The organism is Sporosarcina sp. CAU 1771 (assembly GCF_054482775.1).
The window spans coordinates 25,443-52,263 of the sequence record NZ_JBTLRN010000018.1 but is presented as its reverse complement, the minus strand read 5'-3'; the positions used below and the strand labels follow the sequence as shown (position 1 = coordinate 52,263).

21 protein-coding genes and 1 pseudogene are annotated in these 26,821 nt (G+C 41.2%); 15 read left to right on the top strand and 7 right to left on the bottom strand.

The window, feature by feature from the left end; all coding sequences use genetic code 11:
• The first annotated feature begins 181 nt into the window (after positions 1 to 181).
• Positions 182 to 1,663 carry a DASS family sodium-coupled anion symporter gene (locus ACXYMX_RS12055; RefSeq protein ID WP_459044486.1) on the top strand — a complete coding sequence of 494 codons (1,482 nt, stop codon included), beginning with the start codon at positions 182 to 184 and terminating at the stop codon, positions 1,661 to 1,663.
• An 88-nt stretch (positions 1,664 to 1,751) separates the two neighbouring features.
• Here the strand turns inward: ACXYMX_RS12055 and ACXYMX_RS12050 are convergent, their stop codons facing one another.
• Together ACXYMX_RS12050 and ACXYMX_RS12045 are read right to left on the bottom strand one after the other, a co-directional pair.
• Complete coding sequence (locus tag ACXYMX_RS12050; protein ID WP_459044485.1) at positions 1,752 to 2,591, bottom strand: YitT family protein; 840 nt, start codon at positions 2,589 to 2,591, stop codon at positions 1,752 to 1,754.
• A gap of 212 nt (positions 2,592 to 2,803) precedes the next feature.
• Positions 2,804 to 3,172 (bottom strand): annotated as a pseudogene (locus ACXYMX_RS12045) (YfbR-like 5'-deoxynucleotidase); the annotation flags it as partial.
• Positions 3,173 to 3,412: 240 nt separating this feature from the next.
• On the opposite strand from ACXYMX_RS12045, the gene ACXYMX_RS12040 reads away from it, so the two are divergent.
• On the top strand, positions 3,413 to 6,901 hold the full coding sequence (locus ACXYMX_RS12040) for a right-handed parallel beta-helix repeat-containing protein (RefSeq protein ID WP_459044484.1): 3,489 nt from the start codon (positions 3,413 to 3,415) through the stop codon (positions 6,899 to 6,901).
• Positions 6,902 to 6,952: 51 nt separating this feature from the next.
• Here the strand turns inward: ACXYMX_RS12040 and ACXYMX_RS12035 are convergent, their stop codons facing one another.
• Positions 6,953 to 7,252 (bottom strand): methyltransferase domain-containing protein, encoded by a 300-nt coding sequence (locus ACXYMX_RS12035; protein ID WP_459044483.1) that lies wholly within the window; start codon positions 7,250 to 7,252, stop codon positions 6,953 to 6,955.
• Positions 7,253 to 7,519: 267 nt separating this feature from the next.
• Between ACXYMX_RS12035 and ACXYMX_RS12030 the strand changes: the two genes are divergently transcribed.
• Complete coding sequence (locus ACXYMX_RS12030) at positions 7,520 to 8,497, top strand: papain-like cysteine protease family protein (RefSeq protein WP_459044482.1); 978 nt, start codon at positions 7,520 to 7,522, stop codon at positions 8,495 to 8,497.
• Between the two features lie 131 nt (positions 8,498 to 8,628).
• On the opposite strand, the gene ACXYMX_RS12025 is transcribed toward ACXYMX_RS12030, so the two are convergent.
• Positions 8,629 to 9,585, bottom strand: a complete 957-nt coding sequence (locus ACXYMX_RS12025) for an aromatic acid exporter family protein (protein ID WP_459044481.1) — start codon at positions 9,583 to 9,585, stop codon at positions 8,629 to 8,631.
• 351 nt (positions 9,586 to 9,936) lie between these two features.
• Here ACXYMX_RS12025 and bluB point away from each other — a divergent pair, with 351 nt between their 5' ends.
• The 5 genes from bluB (at position 9,937) to ACXYMX_RS12000 (ending at position 16,842) form a co-directional block, all read left to right on the top strand.
• Positions 9,937 to 10,578, top strand: coding sequence for a 5,6-dimethylbenzimidazole synthase (gene bluB / locus ACXYMX_RS12020; protein ID WP_459044480.1), 642 nt, complete (start codon positions 9,937 to 9,939; stop codon positions 10,576 to 10,578).
• A 198-nt stretch (positions 10,579 to 10,776) separates the two neighbouring features.
• Positions 10,777 to 12,150 (top strand): MBL fold metallo-hydrolase, encoded by a 1,374-nt coding sequence (locus ACXYMX_RS12015; protein ID WP_459044479.1) that lies wholly within the window; start codon positions 10,777 to 10,779, stop codon positions 12,148 to 12,150.
• Positions 12,151 to 12,357: 207 nt separating this feature from the next.
• A complete protein-coding gene (locus ACXYMX_RS12010; RefSeq protein WP_459044478.1) occupies positions 12,358 to 13,623 on the top strand; it encodes a M20 family metallo-hydrolase in 1,266 nt (421 codons plus the stop codon).
• A gap of 199 nt (positions 13,624 to 13,822) precedes the next feature.
• Positions 13,823 to 14,056: a DUF1059 domain-containing protein gene (locus ACXYMX_RS12005; RefSeq protein WP_459044477.1), complete on the top strand. Its 234-nt coding sequence runs from the start codon at positions 13,823 to 13,825 to the stop codon at positions 14,054 to 14,056.
• Between the two features lie 245 nt (positions 14,057 to 14,301).
• Positions 14,302 to 16,842: an EAL domain-containing protein gene (locus ACXYMX_RS12000; protein ID WP_459044476.1), complete on the top strand. Its 2,541-nt coding sequence runs from the start codon at positions 14,302 to 14,304 to the stop codon at positions 16,840 to 16,842.
• A gap of 120 nt (positions 16,843 to 16,962) precedes the next feature.
• Here ACXYMX_RS12000 and ACXYMX_RS11995 read toward each other — a convergent pair whose 3' ends face one another.
• Positions 16,963 to 17,694 (bottom strand): dihydropteridine reductase, encoded by a 732-nt coding sequence (locus ACXYMX_RS11995; RefSeq protein ID WP_459044475.1) that lies wholly within the window; start codon positions 17,692 to 17,694, stop codon positions 16,963 to 16,965.
• A gap of 325 nt (positions 17,695 to 18,019) precedes the next feature.
• On the opposite strand from ACXYMX_RS11995, the gene ACXYMX_RS11990 reads away from it, so the two are divergent.
• The 4 genes from ACXYMX_RS11990 to ACXYMX_RS11975 all read left to right on the top strand — a co-directional run bounded on the left by ACXYMX_RS11990 (position 18,020) and on the right by ACXYMX_RS11975 (position 21,257).
• Positions 18,020 to 18,796, top strand: a complete 777-nt coding sequence (locus tag ACXYMX_RS11990) for a conserved phage C-terminal domain-containing protein (protein WP_459044474.1) — start codon at positions 18,020 to 18,022, stop codon at positions 18,794 to 18,796.
• A gap of 3 nt (positions 18,797 to 18,799) precedes the next feature.
• Positions 18,800 to 20,056 (top strand): replicative DNA helicase, encoded by a 1,257-nt coding sequence (locus ACXYMX_RS11985; RefSeq protein WP_459044473.1) that lies wholly within the window; start codon positions 18,800 to 18,802, stop codon positions 20,054 to 20,056.
• A 21-nt stretch (positions 20,057 to 20,077) separates the two neighbouring features.
• Positions 20,078 to 20,551, top strand: coding sequence for a hypothetical protein (locus ACXYMX_RS11980; protein WP_459044472.1), 474 nt, complete (start codon positions 20,078 to 20,080; stop codon positions 20,549 to 20,551).
• A 124-nt stretch (positions 20,552 to 20,675) separates the two neighbouring features.
• Positions 20,676 to 21,257, top strand: coding sequence for an MEDS domain-containing protein (locus ACXYMX_RS11975; RefSeq protein ID WP_459044471.1), 582 nt, complete (start codon positions 20,676 to 20,678; stop codon positions 21,255 to 21,257).
• Between the two features lie 78 nt (positions 21,258 to 21,335).
• On the opposite strand, the gene ACXYMX_RS11970 is transcribed toward ACXYMX_RS11975, so the two are convergent.
• Positions 21,336 to 21,584 carry a hexameric tyrosine-coordinated heme protein gene (locus ACXYMX_RS11970; protein ID WP_459044470.1) on the bottom strand — a complete coding sequence of 83 codons (249 nt, stop codon included), beginning with the start codon at positions 21,582 to 21,584 and terminating at the stop codon, positions 21,336 to 21,338.
• 187 nt (positions 21,585 to 21,771) lie between these two features.
• Here ACXYMX_RS11970 and ACXYMX_RS11965 point away from each other — a divergent pair, with 187 nt between their 5' ends.
• Entirely contained in the window at positions 21,772 to 22,488 is a 717-nt protein-coding gene (locus tag ACXYMX_RS11965) for a toast rack family protein (protein ID WP_459044469.1), read from the top strand.
• An 80-nt stretch (positions 22,489 to 22,568) separates the two neighbouring features.
• Here the strand turns inward: ACXYMX_RS11965 and ACXYMX_RS11960 are convergent, their stop codons facing one another.
• A complete protein-coding gene (locus tag ACXYMX_RS11960) occupies positions 22,569 to 23,210 on the bottom strand; it encodes a GIY-YIG nuclease family protein (protein ID WP_459044468.1) in 642 nt (213 codons plus the stop codon).
• A gap of 325 nt (positions 23,211 to 23,535) precedes the next feature.
• Here ACXYMX_RS11960 and ACXYMX_RS11955 point away from each other — a divergent pair, with 325 nt between their 5' ends.
• Together ACXYMX_RS11955 and ACXYMX_RS11950 are read left to right on the top strand one after the other, a co-directional pair.
• Positions 23,536 to 25,155 (top strand): amidohydrolase, encoded by a 1,620-nt coding sequence (locus ACXYMX_RS11955; RefSeq protein ID WP_459044467.1) that lies wholly within the window; start codon positions 23,536 to 23,538, stop codon positions 25,153 to 25,155.
• 97 nt (positions 25,156 to 25,252) lie between these two features.
• Positions 25,253 to 26,788, top strand: coding sequence for a class I adenylate-forming enzyme family protein (locus ACXYMX_RS11950; protein WP_459044466.1), 1,536 nt, complete (start codon positions 25,253 to 25,255; stop codon positions 26,786 to 26,788).
• Positions 26,789 to 26,821: the final 33 nt, after the last annotated feature.

The window sequence follows — 26,821 nt, the reverse complement described above, 5'->3', positions numbered from 1 at the left end:
TTGTTCATTGAAACAAACATGAAAGTTATGTGCACGGTTACCCGAAACGATGTTTCCGTTCAAGGTTTTGTGGGAATATCTAAGATACAACCTATTTAATGAGAATGGTATTACATAAAGAAAATCGAATATAAAACAGACGATTTAAGAGGAATTCTAAAATTGAAAGGAAGTTATATGTTTGGAAACAACAGCTAATGATACGCAAAAACGAAATTTACAACCAATTTGGATAGCCCTTGCCTTTGCGGTTATGATCATCATCGTATTGCTACCAACACCTGATGATTTACCTGTCATGGGACAGCGGGCGCTTGCAATTTTGGCATTCGCAGTCATTTTATGGATGACTGAAGCCGTCGCTTATCCTGTTAGTGCGGCAATGATTATTGGGCTCACGACGTTGCTGCTTGGATTAGCACCCAACATGGAAGATCCCAGTGTGATGTTAGGAACGAAAGGTGCACTTAAATTGGCACTTGGCGGATTCTCTAACTCTGCTGTTGCACTCGTGGCGGCGGCATTGTTTCTTGCTGCAGCGATGCAAGCAACCAATCTCCACCAGCGTTTAGCATTGTTCATATTATCCAAAGTGGGAGTGAAAACAGGTGCAATCGTCTTTGGAGCAATCATTGTATCGATTATTCTCGCATTTTTCGTGCCGAGCGCGACAGCTCGTGCAGGCGCTGTAGTTCCGATATTATTGGGAATGGTGGCGGCTTTTGGATTGCCGCATAATAGTCGGCTCGGTGCACTGCTCGTTATTACAGCTGTTCAATCCGTGTCAATATGGAACATCGGCATTAAAACAGGAGCTGCTCAAAACATGGTCGCTCTCAGTTTTATTGAACAAGAAATGGGAGAAACAGTTGCCTGGAGTAAATGGTTTCTATACGCTGCGCCTTGGTCCATAATCATGTCAATTGCCCTCTATTTTATTATGATAAAAGTGATTAAACCTGAAACGAATCTTGTTGAAGGTGGTAAGGAGATGATTGAGGGAAAGTTAAAAGAGTTAGGTCCAATAAAAGCTCCAGAAATTCGCCTAATTGTCATTTCACTCATCCTCCTATTCTTATGGTCAACAGAAGAAATCTTACATCCATTAGATACAACAACAGTAACCCTTGTCGCTATTGCAATCCTGTTATCGCCTAAAATCGGGGTGTACGACTGGAAAACAGTTGAAAAGTTAATTCCGTGGGGAACGATTATCGTTTTTGCGGTCGGTATTGCACTTGGTTCAATTCTCCTTCAAACAAACGGGGCGCAGTGGTTATCTGATAAAGTATTTGGGGCAATGGGACTCGACAATATGCCACTTCTGGCAACAATTGCTTTGTTGTCCGCTTTTAACATTCTGATTCACTTAGGATTTGCAAGTGCAACGAGTTTATCATCTGCACTTATTCCTATATTTATTGCATTGACAACAACAATAACACTTGATGCAAATGCTGTCGGATTTGTACTCATTCAACAATTCGTGATTAGCTTTGGTTTTCTACTTCCTGTAAGTGCACCGCAAAATATGCTTGCGTATGGAACGGGTTCATTCACAGTAAAAGATTTCTTGAAAACTGGAATTCCGCTCACTATTTTAGGTTACTTGCTAATTCTATTATTCAGCGCCACTTATTGGAAATGGATTGGTTTATTATAAAAGAATTTTGGATGCCTGTGCACCACACAATTCGGGAACGATTTAGAATCGTGTCTAAGTTGTGTGGTGCACAGGCACGAAAGCGTCCTTACAATTTGGTGTTTTCCCTAAAGCCCTCGCCAAAGACATCTCGGACGTCATGTATGGCAATAAAAGCATCTGGGTCCGCGGCTCTAACAATCTTTTTGAGCCTTACAACTTCTTGGCTACCGATGACGATATAGAGAATATCTTTTTTCTCTTTTGTATAATAACCATGTCCGGAATAGACCGTTACACCCCTATTCATCAGTTTGTTTACTTCACTTGCAATTTCATTGGGTGTTTTGGAGATAATCGTAACAGCTTTCTTTATGTTGAAACCTTCAATGATAAATTCCATCACTTTTGTCGCGATATAAAGCATGATAATCGTAAGCATCATTTTTTCTGCACCGATAACAAAATAAGAGGAAAAGACGACGATTAAATCGAAAAATAACAACCCATAACTGATGCTCCAACCGAGGTATCTATTCGTAATGCTGGCAAGAATGGTCGTACCAGCTGTTGTTCCGCCAACGCGGATGATTAACCCAATCCCAACACCTATAAATACACCGCCGAAAATCGCATTGACGAAGATTTCGTCTGAAGCAATGCGCCAATCTGACGTTAGATGTAAAAATAATGAGTTGAAGAGTACGGCGAAAATCGTATAAACGATTGTACTTTTATTTAAAAATTTGAAGCCGGCAATGAGTAAAAATCCATTTAAGATTAAGTTAACAAGTCCTGGAGACCAACCGTATAAGTAATAAGTGATGATTGTAAGTCCAGTGACTCCTCCTTCTCCGAGATTATTCGGAATAACAAAAATATTCACCGCAAGTGCAAAGATAAAAGAACCTACGATAATGAAAAGGAAATCGATAATTTTTTTCTTCATGTTGCCCCACCTATCTACAAGTCAATTCCAATAAATTGAATCGAATTAAATTCTAACATACCGCCCGTAAGTTTGCTTTATCTTTGTACGGAAGGCGGGATTCGAATTGTTGTATTTAGGATGCCTGTGCACCACACAACTTAGAAACGATTCAAAATCGTTCGGAAGTTGTGTGGTGCACAGGCATTAATTTGCTGGCACCTGAAATCTTGTCAACTCCCATGTTCTTCGATTATGCGCATTGCAATGCCTGTTAACTCATCATGTTCTGTGAATCGTTCGCTGAGCATATCGGTAAGAATATGTTTTAGGAAGTATTCTACACAGTCCATATCTTGAAACGTCATGATTGTCCTTAATGCTTCTTCAAATATCTCTAAAAACAATGGCTCCGGATTATTCTTTTGAATCTCTCCAAATGATTCATAAAGCAAATCGATTTTATCGGCAACAGATAAAATGCGCCCTTCCAATGTCTCATCTTTACCTTCTTTAAATCGTTCCAAATAAATGTCTTGAAATTCAGATGGAAATTCCTTTTCAATAAACTTTCTTGTCATTTCCTCTTCGACTTCACTGAATTACCATAGGATGCCTGTGCACCACACAATTTAGACACTATTCAAAATCGTTTAGAAGTTGTGTGGTGCACAGGCAATAAAAATACAGGCAATAAAAATGCGTTTGTTCATAAGCAGTTCTTTGCTCTGTCTCTAGGCTTACTAGTATACTTAACTAATGGTAGTATTCATTTGTTTAATTATGTTTAGAAAAATAGTATAGATCTAAATTGAATTTAGGAATAGAAAGTAGGAAGATACGTGGCGATTATTGAAGTGTCTCAGCGTGTAGGAGCCAACTACAAAACCATTCAGGCTGCAGTAGAGGCAGCTCTACCTGGAGATACAGTGGAAGTTGAGAATGGCATTTATTATGAACATGTAACAATCGATAAGTTACTCGTTCTTCGAAGTTCAGAAGGTGAAGCTAGCTCAGTTCGTCTAACAGGAAGTGTTCGTATCGCGACAACTGAAGAAGTGCGTATCGACTCAATCACGTTTGGAGGAGGCACGGATACAGTTGACTATGGTTTACAGATCGACTCAGGAGATGTAACGCTGCACCACTGTCTTTTCTCGGAGATTCAAGGCGGTGCTATGCAAATAGATGAAGCAGCAAAAGTTTCTGCTGAGCATACGGTGTTTCAAAAAAATCTAAAAGGGATTGTCGTATTCGGGCGTCTCGCTTTGTTCGAATGTATCGTAGAAGACACAATCGAGTCAGCGCAAATACGTGTGGGCGCAGGCGGGGAAGTTGCGGTAACGAATACCGGAATTTTAAGCGGGCAACAAGAGGGCATTCGCTTGTTTGAAAAAAGTCGAGCAACGATCACCAAAAGTTCATTCATCGGAAATCGTGGGGTTCAACTTCGTTTGGAACAAGACAGTTCTATGGATATAGAAAGTACTGTTTTTTATTTTGGACATATGCAGGGAATCCATTGTGACCAATCTAAAGGTGTCTTAAAAAATTGTGTCTTTAAAAACCAACGTCTCGAGCATGTGGCATTTTCGAATGGCTCCGACATTGAAGTCGAGTCATGTACTTTTGAAAATGGTGAAGCTGAGGGAATGAACGTTAGTGGTTCATCTGTTAAGCTATCGGACTCGCAGTTTAAAAACCAAAAAGGAGACCAAATTTCCTGTAATGAACAAAGTAACCTCAGGATGACAAAAACACAGATCCTGTCGGGTGCGTCTAGGGGAATTGTTTCTGGAAATTCTACGTGTACACTCATCGAATCTGAAGTAAAGTACAATCGGTTGACGCAACTGTCTGCATTTCATCAAAGTCTGTTCACGATTCAGGATTGTGAAATTGAAAGTGGAAATAATAAAGGGATTTACGCGACAAGTAGTCAAGTGACCATTTCAGATTCTTTGATTAGCCATCATAAAGGTGTGCAGATTTTTGCATCTGATCAATCGGAAGTAATTCTGTCGGCTACTGAAGTAAAGAGTGGGGATAGTGCAGGGATATTCGTGAAAGAATCCGAGTTGACGGCTGCCAACTGTATCATTTTCGGTCATGATGGATCCAGCATTTTACTCAGTGCTGCGGCGAAAGCAAAAGTTACCGATTGTAGAATCTCAAGTGGTGATAAGAACGGTATACTTGCGGGTCCTGAAGTAGTCGTTTCATTAGAACGGTCCATTTTGTTCAATCATAAGCGACCCCAACTAACGGCAACAGCGTCTGCAGAAGTTTTTGTGAAGGATTGTGAAATCTATGACGGTAAGTCGTCAGGAATTGTTTTGAGTCAGGTTGAGAGATCTGAAGTAACGACAACTCGAGTACATAGCCACCGTGATGATCAAATCATCTTGCAAGATTGTTCAGATGCTGTATTCACAGGGGTGCACGTGATGAGTGGGGAGAAGGCTGGATTGCGTTTGGAACGTTCGGTTCCTGTTCTTAGCGACTGTTCTTTTGAGAAAAACCGGGCAGGAGATTTAGTTCGCTGGGATGACAGCGTTCCTGTGCTAACCGATACGGACGTGCAGGTTCCGCCAATAACTAGTAAGTTAGGCGGCAGTGTTGGAAGTGCCTCAACTTTAGACTCATCTACTACGGACCCGATGAACGAATTCATGAAGGGTTTGAACGCGTTTATTGGACTGGAAGATGTGAAAGACAAAATCAAGGAGTTTAAAAACATAAGCGAGATCAATCAATTCAAATTAGAGCGGGGAATGAAAGTAAGCGAAGTGGTCGCGCCCCATATGGTCTTTCAAGGAAATCCAGGTACTGGAAAAACGACAGTCGCTCGGCTTATAGGAAACATTTTTAAGGAACTCGGTTTATTAAAGACAGGCCACGTAACTGAAGTGAAGCGAGAAGATCTTGTTGGAACACATGTCGGTGAATCAGAAGCACGAACGAAAGTCATTATTCAGGAAGCGATGGGTGGCGTGCTCTTTATAGACGAAGCGTATACGCTTGCAGCTGGGGGCAACTCTAGTAAAGATTTTGGAAAGAAAGTAATTGAGACGTTGCTTCCTGCGATGGAAAATGCTCGTGGTGAATTCATTGTGATCGCGGCTGGTTATACTGAAGAGATGGATCGGTTCCTAGCGTCTAATCCGGGATTGAAAGACCGTTTTACTGAAAAGATTACCTTTCATGACTATACACCAGATGAGTTGTTTCAAATCTTCTTAACTCAGTGTGAAGGAAGTTATGTGCTCACGCAGCCTGCGAAGCAAGCAGTCTATGAGGTGTTCGTGGAACGCTATCGTACGCGCGATGAAACATTCAGTAACGCTCGAATGGCACGTATCCTATACGATCAAATCGGACTTGCACAGTCGATGAGAATTGCGAAACTTTCGCGTGAAGAGTGGACGGAAAAGGTATTGACGACGTTTGAAGAACAAGACGTTGTCCAAGCGGTACAAGAGCGCGAGGTGAAGACGTACGAAGTCCCAATCGATGAAGTACTACTCGCCCAAAAACGTGCAGAACTTCATCAGTTTATCGGCCTTGGTTCGGTGAAGGCTGAAATCGATAAAATGATTGAACTCATGAGGTACTACAAACGAGAAAATCATTCTACAGAGAAATTGATGAACCACACGCTGTTGATTGGTAAACCAGGGACGGGTAAAACCGAGGTCGGTCGTGTGCTCGCTGGTATTTATCAAGCCCTTGGATTATTAGAACGAGGCGATTTGATTGAAGTAGATCGCAGCGATTTAGTTGGGAGTCATATTGGTGAAACCGAGAAGCGAACAGCTGGGCTGGTTGAACGAGCGATGGGTAGTGCGTTGTTTATTGACGAAGCGTATACACTTGCGAGTGGTGGAGAGAATGATTTCGGGAAAAAAGCAGTTGAAGTGTTGCTGAAAAAAATGTCCGATCAACAAGGCGAGTTCCTATTAATTGCCGCAGGATATGAAAAAGAAATGAATCGTTTCTTGGATAGCAACGCGGGACTCCGTCGCCGTTTCGGACTTACGCTTCAATTTGAAGATTATACACCAAAGGAATTAATGGAGATTACCGACCTCTATATTAAAGGGTACGGCATAACAGATGAAGCGAAGAGTACGTTATATCGTCATTATGAAGAGATTTACGCGCGTAGAGATTGTAATTTCGGAAATGCCGGTCTTGCTAAAAAGATTGCGAAAGAAATGATGCGTAAAGTCGATTATCGAATGGCTGTTGCGAGCAATAAACAGCATGGGATTGCGATTGCGCTTGAAAAAGAAATTACGAAGGATGATTTAGTTTTGTTGGAGAGTTGAATCATTTTGGATGCCTGTGCACCACACAATTTGGAAACGATTCAAAATCGTTTAGAAGTTGTGTGGTGCACAGGCAATAATTTGATCCCTGATTTTACGTTTTGCTTGGTCAAGCATTCCACTGGACAGGTCTATGCCGATGACGCGTCCTGTGTTTTCAAGCTGTTTTTGAAAGAGCTTGAAATTCACGCCTGTTCCACACGGCAGGTTGATGATGGTTTGTCCTTTTTGAATGTCGAGTTCTTCAATGGCATATTGTCTAGCTTTTACATAATACCAATTCGAAATACTATCATAAATGCCGGCAAGTTTATCGTAGTGGAGGATCGCTTGTTGTTGATTCATATCCATTGTCTTCAGCTCCTTTTTCGGCGAGGGATTTGTTGTTACTCTCTGTATACCCAGAAAACACTAGTGTTAATTAATGAATAAAAAAAGAACTTTCCATTCATTCAAGAAGCATAAATAGGCTGTAAATAAATAGGGTAAACAAATGTGAAGTATTCAACTATCCGACGTATTTCAAAGTACATAAAAAAGGATTGCTAATAGTTAGATTTTGGTTATAATAAATCTCGGTGCAGAAAATGCACAAAAAAAGAAAAGGTGGAGTGATAGATGAAAAGAATCCTTACGGCAGTTGTAGCATCTGCAATGTTCTTAGGTGCGTGCTCAGGTGAAGAAGTGAAAGAAAATGCGGAGGCGTTAGTTAGTTCGAGCGCATCAGCAAAAGTGACTGAGGCGGTTAAACCAACCCCGATTCAAGGTGAAGATTATGATGAGTTTGGGGGCGCGGATGCTTACGGTAATGCTGGGGATAATGAACAATCCCGCTATTATAGTGCACCTGATTTTTATAATTTGAAATCAGATGACAATTTGACGATTATCGAAAATTTCCAAACGATGCAACAAACAACGGAATGGTCTTGTGGTCCAGCAACGGCTTTAATCGTGGCGAATCATTTTGGTTATAATGAGATGACTGAAATGGACATTGCGGTTCAAATGAAGGCAATGACGGACCTAGATGTAGAAGGTGCTTTACCTGGATCTGCAAATAGCTTCCATGAATACGGTGCAGACGTTTCTCAGTTGCATAACTTCTTTACAAGTCTTGAAGGCTTTGAAGTCGTAGAAACGAGTTACCGCGCAGATTTCACGGATGCAGATTTAATTCAAGCGGATTCGGGTGCAACGGGCAATAACGTCGGAAACTTACCTGCAAAGTTCACATGGAGCAGTTTGTATGCTTCTGAAAACAGTGATGAGACAGAGGCGTGGGTAGAAGATGCCAAAGATAGCTATTTCGTGAAATGGCTAACGGGTCATCTGGAGAATGATCGTCCAATCATGGTTGAGTGGGCGGACTGGGATGGTCACTGGCAATCAATTATAGGCTATGACAATAACGGTACACCAGGTATCGGTGACGATATGCTTATTTTTGCGGATCCATATGATACATCGGATCATTGGCAAGATGGCTATTTCTTCTATCCATTAGAGCGCTGGTTCGCGCAGTGGAATGACCGAAACATTGCACCAAAGCCATTCCAATTACAACCGTTCATCGTTGTGGATTACAATAAATAGAGAAGTAGTATCTAGGGCAGACGTTATGATTTTTTACGTCTGTCTTTTTTTTGTGCCAGTGCACCACACAACTCTGACACGATTCAGAATTGCGTCTAAGTTGTGTGGTGCACAGGCATGATTTGGAGATTTTATTTCGAAAAAAGATTTCTCTTCAAGTTTAAGTAGTTTTCGATTTCGAAAATTAAATAATAGAGATTTGCACGTACTTCAAATTCTTCTCGTGTTTTCGGTAAGTCCGTGTTGCTGATTGCTTCTTTTAATTCCTCTAATTCATGTAACGTAACGTCAGTTGTATCGCGTGAATGCACGTTTTTACTTAAATCCTCTAAGAATGCTGCAAACATTTCTTTTTGTTTGATGTGAAGGCCGAAGGAGGTACAAATGGCTATAATTCGCATCATCTGTTTTAAGAGTTCCAATTGGTTCTCTCGCATTTCTAAATAATAATAATCTTTGTTTTCTTTTCGCAATAGGTGATTTTCTACATCTTGAATCGCAATGCTTTTCGATTGGTTGATCAATTCTTCTACTTCAAGTAGCTCTTTTCCATCCCAAGTTCGTGCATTGTCACGTAAATGAGCGGAAAATTCAAAGAGGATTGTTTGGAATTTTTGTTCGATTTCTAGTTTAAGGAGTTCGACATCTTTCTTGAAATTTGGCATAAAGCTATTGACGAGCAATGCGATTCCCATCCCGATGAAAATAATATAGAATTCATTCAAAAACGTACCCCAAACGGCATTTTGAACTGCATACAGATGCAATAAAATAACCATGCTCGAAACAAAACCATCCTGGAGTCCAGCTCTTACTAAAATTGGAACAAAGATTAATATAAAGAGACCAAACACGATCGGGGAGTACCCTAATAACTCAAAAATCAAAGCACCGAGAAACATAGATAATAGAGAGGCTAAGAACTTATCCTTCATGGAGAGGATGGTTTTTTTCTTCGTTTGTTCGATACTAATAATTACCATTATGGCTGCAAATGTTGCGAATTCCAAATTCATTAAACTCGCAATCCAAATGGCAAGAGCTGCTCCTATAGCAGTCTTTATTGTCCGATAACCCATACCAGGCATACAAGCACCATCCTATAAATTTCTTCGTACGTGCACAGCAACCGTACATATAGCTCTAGTTTACCACGTGGCGCACACTTAACGAGTTATAACCTTTTCTATCGTACGTTTATACCCCCTTTGGTATATTGTGCTTAAGAAATCATTCTGAATGGAAGTAGTTTTGTTCTTTTGTCAATATGAGTTATAGGTCGAGAAGCACTAGATACATACTATTTACACAGTTAATATGGTAAAATAATGTTAGGTCAACTGATAGAATGAGTCGTATGAAAAAGGTTAATCGTAAGGGAAGCATGTAGGATATCGGTACGAGAAGTCAGAAGTTTATTACAATTAGGAGTGAGTGTTTTGTTTACGAATGAAGAAAGAGATGCGGTTTACAAATCGATTTATACGAGAAGAGATATACGAAGTTTCTTAAGTGATCCAATTCCGAGTGAAACGATACATAAATTACTAGATGCCGCTCATCATGGCCCTTCTGTCGGTTTCATGCAGCCTTGGAACTTTATTGTCATTTCGTCTCCTGAAATTAAAGAAAAATTGGCATGGGCAGCGGATAAAGAGAAAAGAGCACTTGCGATTCATTATGAAGGAGAAAAAGAAAATGAGTTTCTTAACCTAAAAATTGAAGGATTAAAGGAAGCGCCGATTACGATATGTGTCACATGCGATCCGACTCGAGGAGGATCCCATGTATTGGGACGCAATTCGATTCCGGAAACGGATATACTATCAACAGCGTGTGCGATTCAAAATATGTGGCTAGCCGCTTGTTCGGAAGGTTTGGGAATGGGATGGGTGAGTTTTTATAAGAAAAACGACGTTCGTGATATTTTGGAAATTCCACCTCATGTTGACCCGGTCGCTCTTTTATCGATAGGCTACACAGATCAATATCCAGATAAACCTCTGTTGGAATTAGCTAATTGGAGGAAAAGAGAAACATTAGATGAATTGATTTTTCGGGATAAATGGGGAACTCAATAACGCTCAATAAGCATGCAAACGATACTCGGGAAATTATTTCGAGTATCGTTTTTGTATGTAGCGAATAATCCTTGTGTGGCAAATGTGTTTCTCACGCAGGCATTCTTTATAATTTATCAAACAGGCTACTTGCTCATTTATACCCCCTATGGTATATTGAGTCTAGATTAAGAAATCATATTATTGGAGGCGGTAGAATTGTTCTTTAAATCATTCACAGATCCAAACTTAGCACAAAATGCGTATTTAGTAGGGTGTCAGCGAACGGGAGAGGCAATACTTATTGACCCACCACGTGAGTTTGATCATATTTTAGCGGTTGCAAAAGAAGAAGGATTGCGTGTCACAGCCGCAGCAGATACACATATTCATGCGGATTACATTTCGGGTGCACGTCAGCTTGCTGTTGAGCATGGAGCGAAATTGTATTTATCCGATGAAGGCGACGAAAACTGGAAATACACCTATACAGATGGCATTGATGTGGAGTTGGTGAAAGAAGGTTCCAAATTTTCTATTGGAAACATCGACTTTGACGTATGGTATACGCCAGGACATACGCCTGAAAGCATTTCGTTTATTTTAACGGATCGAGGTGGCGGTGCGTCCGGTCCAATGGGAATGTTTACGGGAGACTTTGTATTTGTTGGCGATGTGGGACGCCCGGATTTATTGGAAGAGGCGGCAGGAATTGTTGGAACAGCGGATAGTGGTGCGCGTGATATGTTCAAATCACTTGAGCGTTTTAAAGAATTGCCGGATCATTTAGTCGTCTGGCCAGGTCACGGTGCAGGTTCAGCATGTGGGAAGTCGCTCGGTTCTGTACCGATTTCGACTGTCGGATACGAGAAGCATTTCAACTGGGCACTTCAATTTGACGATGAAGAAGCATTTGTTAAAGAATTATTATTAGATCAGCCAGAAGCTCCGGTCTATTTTGCGGAAATGAAAAAGCTGAACAAAATAGGTCCAGCCGTATTACAAGGTGAGGCGGTTGATGTGATTACGGATACAGCTTCATTTGAAAAAGTAATGGGCGAGGCCAATACGCTGGTGATTGATACAAGACCTGCGACTGTCGTAGAAAACAATCTTGTGGAAGGTTCGATCAACATTCCTTACGCGAAATCGTTTACGAATTGGGCGGGCTGGCTTGCGAAGTACGATGAGCAATTGCTTGTCATTTCGGCAGAAGCCAATTACGAAAATGTGGTGAAGGCATTGCAGTCAATCGGATTGGATAACATTAAAGCACTCGTTAACCCATCTGCATTGGAAGGATTAACGCTGCAGTCTTACGAGACACTTCCAGTAAATGAATTTATCGAAGAAATCAAAGAACCAAACACGTTTGTAGTCGACGTTCGTAACGATGGTGAATGGAAGGACGGCCACTTAGAAGAAGCGAATCATCTATTTCTAGGGAAATTGCGTTCACTCGACATTCCGAAAGAGAAAAAATTGCTCATTCATTGTCAAAGTGGCGTACGGTCTGCAATTGCAATCACCGTTCTAAAAGCACGTGGTTTCGATGATGTCGCGCAATTAGCGGGCGGATATAACGCTTTATAACTCTCTTAGGTGTGCAGGCAAGAGAAAAAATCCTACTTTTCGTAATTGAGAAGTAGGATTTTTTGCGTTTTGGTGATTTTGACAATCAATTTTCCAGGTGCAATAATTGGTATAGGTGTGCCTGTGCACGAAACAACTTCAAAACGATTCTGAATCGTTTCAGAGTTGTGTGGTGCACAGGCAAGAAATCCGAGAAGGAGTGTATTCTTGAACAATCTAAAGTTAATTCCTAATATAGAACGTATTCAAAAGGATATTGAATCCATCTCTCGTTTCGTAGATGAGAGTAAACCAGGGTGGACGAGGAAGCCGTTTACGCCGTGGTATACACAAAGTAGGGATTGGTTAACGAAGCAGATGACGGACTGTGGATTGGAGGTAGAGGTGGATGCGGCATCGAATTTAGTCGGTGTGCGACCTGGAAAAAATCCCGAATTGAAGCCGATCCTCATTGGTTCTCATACGGATACGGTAGTAGGTGGTGGCCGCTTTGATGGGGTGGCTGGTGTCGTTGCTGGGTTGGAAATTGTTCGTATGTTGAACGAAGCGAATATCGAGTTAAATCATCCACTGAGGATCATCGATTTTACTGCGGAGGAAGCGAGTGATTTTGGTATTTCTACCATTGGGAGTCGAGGCCTCGTTAACAATCTTCCCGCTGAAGTTTTGACACGCGCAGACGCGACCGGTTTAATTTTAAACGATGCACTCGTAAATCTTGGGGGCAGACCTGCCAATCGTGAAAAACATGCCTTGAAAAAGGGTGACATTGCCCTGTATTTAGAACTACATATTGAACAAGGCCCTGTGTTGGATAAAACCGGGGATAAGCTCGGTGTTGTTTCAGGTATTGTCGGCATTCAAAGATTTAACGTAGTCGTCGAAGGCGTACCGAATCATGGCGGGACGACGCCTTCAAACATGAGAAACGATGCACTTATGGGGGCGTCTGAAATTCTATTGGTTTTGGAGGCGTTGTGTCAAAGTGAAGAATCCATCGTTGGAACGGTAGGCCGGTTACATGTCCATCCGAATTCAATCAGTGTCATTCCTGGGCAAGTTGAATTTGGATTTGAAGTGCGTTCGATGGATGTGGCAATGATTGAACACGTTGTAAACCAATTTCAAGAACGTGCGCGCGGCATTGCACAATCCCGTGGGCTAACTGTGGATTTTGATTTATTATCAACAACTGAACCGATTGGGATTCCTACACATGTCCAGGAGGTCCTTTACGAGTCATGCCAGACGGTTGCTTCTACAAGGGTATTAACGAGTGGCGCCGGACATGACGCCAACCAACTAGCTACTGTCGGGCCAATTGGAATGATTTTTGTGCCGAGTAAAGGCGGAGTAAGTCATAGCCCTGAAGAGTGGACAGATTATGAAGATATCGCCAAAGGAATTGAAGCGTTGGCACGTGCACTTGTTGTGTTTGATCGAAAATTGTCGGACGAATCGGGTGGAAATTAACCTTGTTGAAATCTACTTCTCGAAAGATGAGAAGTAGTTTTTTTATTGGGAAAAAGTGGTTGCAAATACATGTTCTTTATCTCATTTTAATTAAAACTGAATCCCCAGAATTATAAAACAACTTTATTTATGATAAAATAAAACCATGTTCGAGGAACGTTTTCTATTTATTTGAATGAAGAAACGAGGAGGAAAACGTATGAAAACAATGACATGTGTGCAGCTTGGTGGAGCATGCGATAAAGAGTTTCGTGCGAATACTTTTGAGGAAATGGCTAAAATGAGTCAAGAACACGGAAAAGAAATGTTTCAAAAAGAAGATGTGCCTCATATGGAAGCAGCCAAAAAAATGATAATTTTAAGCCCCGAAGCCCAAAAAAGTTGGTTTGAGAATAAAAGAAGAGAATTTGACGCGTTAGCAGAGGATAAATAAGAAACTCTACACGGATTTTCACGCTGGTTTGAATTTCCTAATTTTGACTGAAAATAGACCTAGAGCTTAAATCTATTAACAATGTACGGGATTTGGTAGAATACTACTAAGTGCCGTATTTTTGAATGTATAGTACTTATAGATTAGACACCGTACATGAGTGAAAATGGCTAATGGAAATTATTGCAATAATCAGTAAGGTGGAGGGGTCTTTAGTGATAAATCAATAGAAAGGGGGAATTTGCTTGGTTTTTAGGAGAGGTAAAAAGAGAAAATTGATGGAGTACTTAGAACAAGAAAAGGGTTCATATCCCGAAGTATTTGAAAAATCACCTGATACTTTGTTGTTCATCATTGATTTAAAAGGGGTAATTATAACTATACGTGGTGGGGAAAGTAGTGTATACAGCGAAGAGATTAAACAGCAGATTATCGGTGAGAAGTATAAAAGATTTGTACATAAAGAGGATGTAGAAAAGGTAGAGGGCTATTTCGAAAATGTGTATAGTGGCGTATCTCAATATGCGAATTACAGGGTTCTAGGAATTCGGGGTGAAACATACCACGTTGAGGTGACGCTCGTTCCGATTCGACTTGAAGACGATGAGATCGTTGGATTATATGGGTTGTCGCATAATGTCACGAATAAAGTAGAGTTGGAAATGAATTTAAAAAAGTCGAAGGAAAAGCTCCAATCTTTACTATATTACTCCCATGAGATAATTACGAAGCTTGATTCGGAGGGGACGATCACCTTTCAAAGTTCTTCGGTAGAAACAGCGTTGGGGTATAAGCCTGAAGAGATTACCGGATTGGCTTTTACGACTCTCGTTCACCCGGATGACCACAGTATCTTAACGAGGAAATTTACTGAAGCGATCGCTCGTCCAAATACGCCGTTATCCGTAGAGGTTCGCTTAAAGCATCTTAACGGGGAATGGCGAACCATCGATTTCATTGCGACGAATCTTCTCGATAATCCGAGCATTCAGGGGATTATCTGTAATGGACAAGACGTAACGGAGATGAAAAAGAAGCAAAATGAAATTTACTATATGGCGAACCATGATTATCTGACCGGATTGCCAAATCGACGCTCTTTTGAGGAGAGGCTTGATTTTGAAATTAGATTGGCGAATGTTGACGAGCGAAAGTTCGCGGTTTTGTTTCTAGATTTAGATGGCTTTAAATACTTTAATGATTCGTTGGGCCATGAAATTGGTGATTTGTTGTTAATTGAGATTGCGAGAAAGTTAAAGGTAACGCTTTCGAAAACAATTGAGTTCATTGCTAGAGTTGATGGAAATAAATTCGCTATTTTAACGAAAAAAGTGGAGGATATCTCCTCTGTTGAACGAATTGCCGGTAAGGTACTGGATATTTTCAAGGTGGCATTTGAAGTGAAGGAATTTACCCTTTATGTCTCGACGACGATGGGAATAAGTGTATATCCTGAATCGGGAGTTGATACAAACTCACTCATGAAGCATGCCGGTATTGCGCTGCATCTCGCTGAACAGAAGGGAAGCAACCATTATAAAATCTATTCGGAGTCTGCAAACGTAAGCACGTTTAAAGAGTTTTCGTTAAGAAACGATTTGCGACATGCTGTAGAAGAGGAGCAATTCCTTATTTACTATCAGCCGATTTATCATACAGGGACGAACCGAATTGAAAGTGTAGAAGCCTTAATTCGGTGGGATCACCCAGAGTGGGGCATTATTCCTCCAAATGAATTTATCCCGTATGCTGAACAGTCTGGATTGATTATACAGCTGGGTGAATGGGTTTTGAAAACCGTTTGTAGCAAACTTCGAACATGGCAAAATGCGGGCTATGAGGTGAAGGGTTCCGTGAATTTGTCCATGGTTCAATTTTTACAAACGAATTTGCTAGAGGTAATTAAAAAATCTCTTGAAGAGAATGCGCTCGATGCAAAATGGCTGACACTTGAAATTACCGAAAGTGCAGTCGTTGAGCAGGAAGTGAACGTGTTGGAAAAGGTTGAGAAAATACGTGAATTAGGAATTACAATCTCGCTCGATGACTTTGGAACGGGTTATGCTTCATTTAATAAAATAAAAGAGCTAAAACCTGACATCCTGAAGTTGGATAAGTCTTTAATTGACGGCGTTCTTACGGACCCGGAAAGCATCGAAATTACGACTGCGGTTATTCGGTTGGCACATCGACTTTCGATTCGGGTCGTAGCCGAAGGGGTAGAAACGCAAGAACAGCATGATTTTTTAGCAACACTCGACTGCGACTGGGTGCAAGGGTATGTAATGAGCAGACCTGTACCTGAAGAAGATATTTTGAGATTGCTAAAAGGCAAATGGGAAATTGAAGAAGAAACTGAAATCAAAGAAGAACGAAGAAAATACTTTAGAATCAAGTTCGACTATCCATTGGAAGCTTGGATGACGCTGTCCGAATTGAATGGACGAAAAGTTGAATTAGGAAATACGAAAGTATTGGTAGAAGACTTCGGGCCAGGTGGATTGTGCTTTTTATCGAACATCAAACTCCCTTCATTAGCAGGCGTGGTATTAAAATTCAAAACAACTATACTTAACGAGGAACTAACACTTTATGGCGCGATTATACACGATTCCGAGCAAGGTAATCTGTATCGTTACGGTGTCGAATTCATCTTGGATGAACCGAAACGAGAGGATCTAATTAAATACCTCAATCAATTTCAAGTTCAGTTAAATAGAAATCCGATTTTAGAAGGCCATCCTTTTGTAACAGAAAACGTACACAAGTATTTTAACAATAGGTGAAGTTGAAACAGTTTTGAGACAGTTAAAAATGCAGCATTGAATTCCACAGTTGGAATTCGATGCTGCATTTTTTTGTTGTTTGTTTTTGTGTGCCTGTGCACGAAACAACTTCAACTCAATTCAGAATCGTGTCGGAATTGTGTGGTGCACAGGCACAAAAAAGTCTGGTAGTTGTTGTTCACGTTTGTCGAGCATAATTTGTTCGGGTTGAATGCCTTGTTCACGCAAGACGCTAATGTTTTGCATAAGGAATTCATCGCTTCCTACTACATAGAAGTGTCCGCTTTTGTCGTTAGCGAGTTGCTTCACTTTGTCATAGTAGTCCTTCCGATTATCGACGAATTGTGATGTAAACTTCTTGTCCGGTGCCGATGCAAAAATTGGAGTGAATAAGAATTCTTTTGATGAGTCGATGTTCAGGGAATGGATTTGATTGACGTTGTCTGCACGTTCGAAATAATCAAGGACAAGTGGTCTGAAAGTTGCCAAGCCCACACCTGAAGAGAGCAAGTACACATTTTTATCCTCTCTTTTCAGCGGTATATTCGAATGCGTTTTAAAGAGTGCCACTTCATCCCCAACATCAAGACTTCTCAACGATGCTTTAAACTCAGAGCACTGCTCTTTGATGCGTGTTGTGATACCGATTGAATTTTCACGCGGCAAGGTTGAAATGGACATGTGACGAATCAGTCCGCGGTTGGGTTTATCTCCGACATTAAAACCTTGCAGTGCAAAATGCGTATGAGCACCTTCTTCCCACGTAAAGTCTTTCGGGCAATCAAGCATATACGTTTTTACCTCAGGCGATTCTTCAATAATCTTATTTATTTTCGTCCAGTAGATTTCCATTAGACATTCTCCTCACTCAATTGTATGGTCCACTTATTCATTTAGTATACAGTAATTGATAACCATTCTCAATTAAAGTTGCTTAAATCGTTGTTGTGTGCCTGTGCACGAAACAACTTCAACGCAATTCAGAATCGTGTCAGAATTGTGTGGTGCACAGGCACACAAAAGAAATTTTGTCTTTTATGTATCCTTTTTGTGATTTTGAGTCTATATAGAAAATGAAAGCAGTTATTGGTCTAGGCTAAACCATTTGTGCATTGATGAATTAATTCCTCATCGAGAGGGCTTAATTTGACGAAAAATTACTGGGAGGCGTTTTTGAATGAAATTACTTATTAACGAAGCACCGCTGCAGATTATTCCGTCGTTGGCATTGAAAGTTGGTCTGAATGAAGCAATCGTACTGCAGCAACTCCATTTTCTGTCGCTTATTTCTCAAAATTGGAGAGAAGGACATAAGTGGGTTTACAAAACGTATGAAGAATGGAGAAATGATGCGTTTCCATTTTGGTCTGTGGACACGATAAAAAGAACGATTCGAAAACTCGAAAAAAATGGGTTTGTTCGATCAACATCTTCCTATAATCGGATGAAAATTGACAAGACGAAGTGGTATCGAATTGACTATTCCGCTTTGCATGACCTGACATTGCAAAATGCCCATTCCAGAGATTCACTATTACCTGACCAAGAAATGCAAATTGCTCCGTCTACTCAGGTTACTTTGCCCCTACCAATAACCAAAGAGTTTAAGAGTATTAAGAAAGAACTTGTCGAGAAGGATCTCGACGTTGAATCTGTTGTTGCTTATTTAAATCTAAAAACATCCAAGCAATTTAAACCGACATCGAAAACGACGGAGCGATCTATACGTGCTCGTTTTCATGAAGGATATGTACTTGAAGATTTTTTGAAAGTGATTGATTTGAAAGTAAAAGATTGGCTGAATGATTCTCATATGCACAAGTATTTACGGCCTTCCACTTTGTTTAGTCCTACGAATTTTGAAAATTACTTGGAAGAAACGAGGAAGAATAAAACTGTTGCAACCGCGCCGCTGGAACCGGTTGAACTCGATTTCAGTAAAGGGGAAGAGTAACCGATGACGAGCCATGAACAAATCGAAAAAAGTGTATTGGGAACGATGTTGGCAGAGAATTATTTGATCGTAGATAGTGGCGTGCAGCTGGATTATTTCCTCGGTCAAATTCATAAAAATATTTTTACATGCATGCAAGGGTTAATCGCAAAAAAAAGACCTGTGGACTATGTAACGTTACTGACGATGATGGAACCTGCAGCACTTGGTGGCGCGAATTATGTGGCCGAATTAACAAATTTCTCAAACCCGACGAAGTTTGATAGCTATGTGGAAATGCTGTTGGGGTCGTGGAAAAATCGGGAGAAGAACAGGATTTTAATTCAAGGAAAAGAAGGGGACTGGGAAATCGGTGCGATTCAAAAAGCTTTTGAGGACTTAGAGAAGAGTGGCAGTACTGGTTTAGAAACGAGCATTCAAATGGATTTAGTGCGGATGGCGGAGAGACCTTATGAGCCGATGCAAGAAGTTTTGGGGGTCCCGACAGGTTTAGCGGAGTTGGATAAAGTGCTGAATGGTTTTCAACCTGCCGAATTAACAATTATTGCTGCACGGCCTTCGATGGGAAAGACGGATACGCTCAATCACTTAGCACTCCAGGCGGGGTTTGCAGGTTACAAGCCGATCATTTTCTCGCTTGAAATGAGTCGGGTTTCCATGGTGGATCGATTGATTGCAGTAACAGGGGGCTATAATCGACTTCGGATGCGTGATCCTTATACGCATTTTACGGACAAGCAAAAAGCGAACTGGCTGCCGGCGATCGACAGGTTGAACGAGGCCAATATTCATATCGATGACCGTGCAGCGCTTCGGGTTTTTGAAATGCGCGCTGCTGCTAGAAAAATCATCAACAGTGAACCGATGTTAAAACCGATTATCTTTGTCGATTATTTGCAAATTATTCGTGGGGACTATTTGCAACAGAACCGAACGGAGATTGTTGGGCAAATTAGCAATGACTTAAAACAAATGGCGAAAGAGTTCGACTGTCCGGTTGTCTGCCTGTCGCAATTAAACCGTGGCGTCGAAGCTCGGGACAATAAACGTCCTTTGATGAGTGATTTGCGAGATTCTGGGAATATTGAACAAGACGCGGATGTGATTATCTTTTTATACAGAGACGATTATTACGATAAACAAACAACGCGCCCCAATCAATTGGAAATGGCGATTGCCAAGCACAGAAATGGGCCAACGGGAACTGCTACTGTTTGTTATGTGAAAGAAACGGGGATTCTCCTCGATTTGAAGAGGTGAACAGGAAGGAGTGCATTGGGTGTGGTTAAAGTTGAAGAGGTTCTTAAATTAGCGATTGATACAGATATGAGCGGGCTGGCACATCGTGTTTTCTGGGCGATTACTGAGGGGAAAGTGAAAGCGCATGAGGACTCTAAAAAGTTGGATTGTATCGACTATGATCAAGAAGCGATTGCTCAACTGATTGAAAAGAATGTGCTTTCGATCGGCAAAGTGAAGTTGTTTGTCGCCACAATCAAAAACCCAGAAATCTATGCATTTTACTACAGCGAGAATGTGTTAGAGGCGAATCATCTTCATCGAAAGCTATTTAAAGAAGCGCCAAAACGACTCACACATGCGCCTCATTTGCTGGGGAACGTGTTTCAGTTGGATGAAAAGAACGACCCAGAAATTTTGTATTTTCATCGTGAAAAAGTAGTTTCGTATCCGTATTATTTAGGAGTTGCGAGGGCGGGTGAGAGGTTTTTGGATCGGGAATTGGTTACGAGCTAGTGCTATACATGTGGATTAATAGTGATTCTCCGAATTAAATTGTGGGAATCTTCTTTCATTTAAACCCGCTCTGTAATAAGATGTAAGTAGAGGATACTTATCGTTATTTTTAGGGGGAACTAAAGTGGTTGAAGCCATACAGACAGAGACAAGAACCAAAATTCAACAGTTGCTCGAAAGTCAACATGCTCATATCCTTTATATGTATCCGGACGATGAGAGATACATTCAAGAAGTTTTGAATTATATAGAAGAAGGTATAGCTAAAGATGAATATGTGCTTCTTGTAGAAAACGAGCGCAACTACATTGTTATTGAAGAGCAATTGAGAACTCGTTTGACAGAAGAAGAAATGAAGCTTGTCCGGTATGTTAACAGCATCGATTTTTATTTATCGAGTGGGAGTTATTATCCGCCTGCAATTCTGGCATACTTCACGAAATCCGTTCAGTGGTTTGCGGATAATAAAATCCCCTTCCGTTCGTGGGCTCATGTGGAGTGGGCGACGATCAAAGGTCCAACGCATCTAATCGAGCAATTTGAAAGAATCGTCGATGAAGCAGTTGTTCAGTTACCATTTTCGTTAATTTGTGCATATGAGGAAAATCGGATTTCGAGTGATTTGCAAGAGATGCTTTTCCAAACACATCCTTATATTTTGGGTGAAAAGGGCTTAAATAAATCAGAAAAGTATATACTATCGTAATGCGTGCCTGTGCATCACACAACTTCAACACAATTCGGAATCGTGTTGAAGTTGTGTCTTGCACAGGCATCTTACTGTTTACTGGTAAAATGACGGCCATGTTTTCCAATAGTTATTCGCTGCAGCGACCGTTTGAAAATGGATCGCAATGACTTGTGACGCGGCAGTTAAACTATCGGCATTTCTTGAATAAGTAGGGCGCAGTACCTTTCGAATTTCTTCAGAAGGTTGCGTGACTTCAACTCCCTTTTGTGCAAGTTTAACGGCTAATGAAAATCCTTCTTCCGGGGTTTGTGTAAGAAGCGTTTGCAAAGATGGATTCGGCATGCAGTTCACTTCCTTTGCCTAGGTGATAGTCTATACATATGCAATGCGGGAACAATTTGATCAATTGGGGCACTGTCTTACCCACTATTTATTTAACTACTCAGACCTAAGGCTGAGTTGCAATTCATTCGTTTGTTGGAATCTATTTTTGAGGGATTCATTTATAATCAAGCAAAGGGGTGATAATATGCGTAAAATTCTGATAGCTATAGTGTGTGCGGCAATTTTAGGTATGGCCGGCTTTTTCGTGTATGAATGGGTGATGATGGGGCGGAATTCGGACGTAGTGTCAATTAAAAAGGACAACGCGAAGTCATTGGACATTGATATTCATTTTGGTGCCGGCGAGCTTTTGGTTGAGGGCGATGCAGCGGAATGGTTTGAAGGTACGACAAACACGACCAAGAAAAGAGGGTATCCATCCGTTACGTATAAGAATAAAAGAGATGTCGGTTATGTAGTGATTCAGCAGAAAAACAACGTATTTACACCTTTCGGAAAGAAGCGAAATAACTGGAATCTTCAACTGACAAATGAAATACCCGTAGATTTAGACGTCCAAATGGGTGCTTCTGAGTCAACGTTGAATTTGGCAGGAATCCGTATCAGCCACTTATCCGTCGATGCAGGAGTCGGCGATACGACGATTAATCTGGGTGGCGACTGGAAGGAAAGCTTCGACGCTGAAATTAATCTAGGAGTGGGCGATGCAAAGATCCATGTACCTCAAGGCACGGGCGTTAAATTGTCGGTTTCAAAGGGAATCGGCAGCATCACTACCGAAGGTTTTACATCTCTTGGCGGTGGCGTCTATGTGAATGAAGCATACGATCAAGCGGATACCCAAATTAATTTGTCGGTCAATATGGGTGTCGGTCAGGTGAAATTTGTGCTTGTGGAGTAAAAAATAGTTGCCTGTGCACCACGCAATTTCAACACGATTCGGAATTGTTTTGAAGTTGTGTCTTGCACAGGCATGTTTTTTTATTTCAGCATCGTATTCCATTTAGGTGTATATTTTCCGACGAAAACTCTTTCCAACTCTTTCGTTATATGTATATCTTTTTCTGTAGTTCCTACAACTAATATATCTGTGCGAATTTGATCCAGGTTTTCATTAATTAAGCGACCTGATTTATGCGTTCGTGCACTATCGCTATCGCGTCGATAATCGCTGAGTCGTTTTCTAAATCCACCGTTGTTTAGTTCAATTGCGCGTCCAATGTATACAATTTCACCCCTAAATGTATGTCGATACAAACCCACGGACCTATTATATGGAGTTAAGTTCGCACTTGCCAATTGACCGATGCTTTCCCACTTTCGATCCCATTCGCGATAGCTAAAATCTCCAAACCGCATCTCACCAGAGGATGTCACTGTTACACCTTTGTCTTGAAAACTTTTTTTCCTTTGTTCATGCGTTTGTTTAATTTGTTCAAATTTCTCTCTTTGTTCAGTTGTCATTTTGTGTTGCATACCTTCATACTTATTTATTTGTTTTTCACGTTCGGCAAGGGTTTTTCCTGCCTGCTGATATGCCCGCCCTTGTGCTTTTTGTCCTTCTTCTGCTAAAGCAGCAAATACAACCTTACCTACGTTAAACGCCTTGTTCCAAAAACTCATTTCGACACTCCATTCATAATTCCATAGGACTAATTATATCGTGATTCATTTTAATTTAGCAGTGTAAATATACCTAGTTCTTTACTGGTGCCTGTGCAAGACACAACTTTGACACGATTCAGAATTGAGTTGAAGTTGTGTCTTGCACAGGCACACGACAGAGATATAGAGGAAATAGAAATTTACTGTCGAATAGTAATTGATATAGGTGTTAGATTCATTGCACTAGTATGAATTTTACAGTTTACTATAATTATAGTAACGGTGAATGGATTTCGTCGAACATAAACGGAATCTATTGAAAGTATGAAAGGGGTATATACAAATGACTAAAGAAATATTTATAAACGGTGAGGTTGCAACAGCTAATGGCACGAATGACATTGCAGAGGCGGTTGCGATTGAAGGCGGGAGAATCACGGCTGTCGGAACGACGGATGAAATCTTGAAGCTGCAAGACAAGGAAACAAAAGTGACGGATCTTGCGGGGCGGACACTCATGCCCGGCATCATTGAGTCCCATATTCATACGACGATGTATGGAGCAAATGTGCTTGCTGTTTCATGCAAGGATCCGCAGATTCGTACGATAGCGGATTTGCTTTTGAAGTTGAAAGAACAAGCCGCGATTGTTCCAGCGGGTCAGTGGGTTCGAGCTTGGGGATTCAATGAAACTACTATTGCTGAAGGACGCTTTCCCAATCGGGAGGAGTTAGATAGCGTGTCAGACCAGCATCCGGTGATGGTAGTCCGTACATGCAGCCATATGTCAGCTGTCAACAGCAAAGGTCTTGAAATTAGTGGAATTACCCGAGACTCGTTAGATCCAGAAGGCGGCGAAATTGGTCGTCGAGCGGACGGAGAGCCAGACGGACTTCTCATCGAGACTGCCCATATGCAGCTGTTTCAACTCGCGGCACATACCCGTGACGAGATTCGTAATGCCCATAAGGTTGCCTCTATCCATTTTGCTGAAAAGGGAATCACATCGATCCACGATGCAACGGGGTACGGCATACATAACATTGAAGCACTTCGTGAGGATGCAGAAGCAGGTGTCATTAAACAGCGAGTTTACGCGATGGTAGGTGCTTTGAATAAACCAGAGGAAGTCGTCCGTCATTATCTTGAAAAGGACATTCAGACAGGGGATGGAAACGAGCACTTCAAGTATGGCCCCGTCAAAGTATTCCTTGATGGTTCGAGCAGTGGACCGACAATCTGGACGACTGAACCGTACACGAGTGATTCGGAAAACTACGGAATTCATTACTTGGAACAGGAGGAGTTAGACGCACTTTTCGTTCCAGCTCATGAAAAGGGATGGCAAATTACTGCTCATGCACAGGGAGATGCGGCAATCGACCAATTGCTCAATACGATTGACAAGGCACTTCAGCTCCATCCACGTGAGGATGCTCGTCACCGCATTGAACATGCAGGACTTGCTAGAAAAGATCAAGTTCAACGGATGAAGGAATTGGGCATCGTCGTGACACCAAACCCAGCCTTTTTCCATGAATACGGAGATGGCTACGTGAAAAATTACGGGGAGCGAGCGGAAGGGATGTTTCCTCTTGGAAGCTATTCCAAAGCTGGCGTTCCAGCAACAATTACAGCAGACTGTCCAATCACAGACTTCAATCCGATGCGTGGTATCCATAGCGCAATGACGAGAAGGGCGCCGTCTGGCCGGATTATCGGAGAAGTTGAGCGAATCAGTTTGCTTGAAGCCATACGTTGCTACACGATCAATGCGGCCTACTCTGGTTTTAGTGAAAAGGAGACAGGGTCGATTGAAGTAGGGAAATTGGCGGACATCACAATCTTAGGCCGCTCGATTTTGACCGCAGAAGTGGATGAAATCCCTGAAATCAGCATAAATCGGACAATCATCGGTGGCGAAACTGTCTTTGAGCGGAAAGAGGGAACGGTTCGGGTATGAATTTGAGTGCCTGTGCACCAAACAACTTCGACACGATTCCGAATCGTGTTGAAATTGTGTCTTGCACAGGCACATTAATAAATGGAGGTACATATAAATGCATTCAATCGATACGGGAACAATGAATCTAGGATTTATGCTTGCAAGAAATGCGCATCATTATCCTGAAAAACTAGCAATTGTTGTAGGGAATACAAGGTTAACTTATAAACAATTTAACGAAAGAGTTAATCGGACAGCAAATGCCCTAACCAGTCTTGGTGTGGTAAAAGGTGATCGGGTAGTGATGCTTCTATCGAATAGTTTGGAGATGCTTGATCTGTTTTGGGGGACGGCAAAGATTGGCGCAGTTATTGTGCCTTTGAATCCAATGATAAAAGCTGAAGATAATGTTTTTATGATTAAGGATTGTAAACCCAAAGTGGTCGTTGCGAATGAAAGTTATTTTGAAGAAGATGAAACAATCTATGATGAATTGAATTTTGTTCAAGCGTATATTAGTGTAGGCGAAAAATCATCGAATCGATTCTTGAATTTTGAAGAATTGAAAAATGGCGCAGAATCGGTAGAACCAGTTACTAAGGTTTTTGAAAAAGATGATTGTAACATTATGTATTCTTCTGGAACAACAGGCAATCCAAAGGGAATTGTTCATTCGCATAGAGCAAGAATCATGTATGCATTTTTATTTGGAATGGATTGTCAGTTTACGTTGGATAGTAATGTTCTAGCGGCAGGAAATCTCGTGTTTAATGGCTCACTTGCATTTATGTACCCTACAATATGTGCAGGTGGGACTTATGTGGTTATGCCTAGTTTTAAAGTAGATGAGGCAATTAAAGTTATTGAGGAAGAAAAAATAACTCATACAACTTTTGTTCCAACACAAGTTATCGGGTTATTAGATTCACCTCAGTTTCAACCCGAGAAGCTGGAGTCATTGAAAGTGCTAATGTCATTGGGGTCGCCGTTGTCTGTAACACGAAAAAAAGAGTTTTGTGAAAAGTTACCAGACCGATTATATGAGTTATACGGACTGACAGAGGGACTATGTACGATACTTCGACCACGAGATGTTCTCGAAAAGCCAAATTCTGTAGGATTACCGGGGTTGTTTATCGACTTTAAAATAGTCGATGAAGATAGGGATGAAGTAGAAGTTGGTGAAGTCGGAGAAATTATCGGTCGTGGTCCGAACCTAATGACCGGTTATTTTAATAATGTAGAAGCGACTAGGAATACGTTTCATGACGGGAACTATTTAATAACTGGAGACTTGGGGTACCAAGATGAGGAAGGCTATCTTTACTTGGTTGATCGTAAAAAAGATATGATTATTTCTGGCGGCATCAATGTTTATCCTAGTGATATAGAAAGTGTAATCGCACAACATGAGGCAGTTTCAGAATGTGCTGTTTTTGCAATACCGCATGAGAGATGGGGAGAAACCCCGATTGCGCATGTCATTTTAAAGGCGAATATACAACTTACGGGTGAAGAGTTACTAGAGTGGGTAAACGAAAGAGTGCATGGAAAGTATCAACGATTAAATAGATTGAAGATTGTCGATGAATTTCCTAGAAATTCATCAGGTAAAATCTTAAAACGTACAATAAGAGATGAATATAATTAACTTATTAGGGTGCCTGTGCAACAGACGGCTTCG

Coding starts and splice junctions, on each gene's coding strand:
- ACXYMX_RS11995 (WP_459044475.1), bottom strand. CDS start 17,694: ATGGAAATCTACTGGACGAAAATAAATAAGATTATTGAAGAATCGCCT.
- ACXYMX_RS11970 (WP_459044470.1), bottom strand. CDS start 21,584: ATGCCGAATCCATCTTTGCAAACGCTTCTTACACAAACCCCGGAAGAA.
- ACXYMX_RS11955 (WP_459044467.1), top strand. CDS start 23,536: ATGACTAAAGAAATATTTATAAACGGTGAGGTTGCAACAGCTAATGGC.
- ACXYMX_RS11965 (WP_459044469.1), top strand. CDS start 21,772: ATGCGTAAAATTCTGATAGCTATAGTGTGTGCGGCAATTTTAGGTATG.
- ACXYMX_RS11990 (WP_459044474.1), top strand. CDS start 18,020: ATGAAATTACTTATTAACGAAGCACCGCTGCAGATTATTCCGTCGTTG.
- ACXYMX_RS12050 (WP_459044485.1), bottom strand. CDS start 2,591: ATGAAGAAAAAAATTATCGATTTCCTTTTCATTATCGTAGGTTCTTTT.
- ACXYMX_RS12035 (WP_459044483.1), bottom strand. CDS start 7,252: ATGGATATGAATCAACAACAAGCGATCCTCCACTACGATAAACTTGCC.
- ACXYMX_RS11950 (WP_459044466.1), top strand. CDS start 25,253: ATGCATTCAATCGATACGGGAACAATGAATCTAGGATTTATGCTTGCA.
- ACXYMX_RS11960 (WP_459044468.1), bottom strand. CDS start 23,210: ATGAGTTTTTGGAACAAGGCGTTTAACGTAGGTAAGGTTGTATTTGCT.
- ACXYMX_RS12030 (WP_459044482.1), top strand. CDS start 7,520: ATGAAAAGAATCCTTACGGCAGTTGTAGCATCTGCAATGTTCTTAGGT.
- ACXYMX_RS12025 (WP_459044481.1), bottom strand. CDS start 9,585: ATGCCTGGTATGGGTTATCGGACAATAAAGACTGCTATAGGAGCAGCT.
- ACXYMX_RS11985 (WP_459044473.1), top strand. CDS start 18,800: ATGACGAGCCATGAACAAATCGAAAAAAGTGTATTGGGAACGATGTTG.
- ACXYMX_RS12005 (WP_459044477.1), top strand. CDS start 13,823: ATGAAAACAATGACATGTGTGCAGCTTGGTGGAGCATGCGATAAAGAG.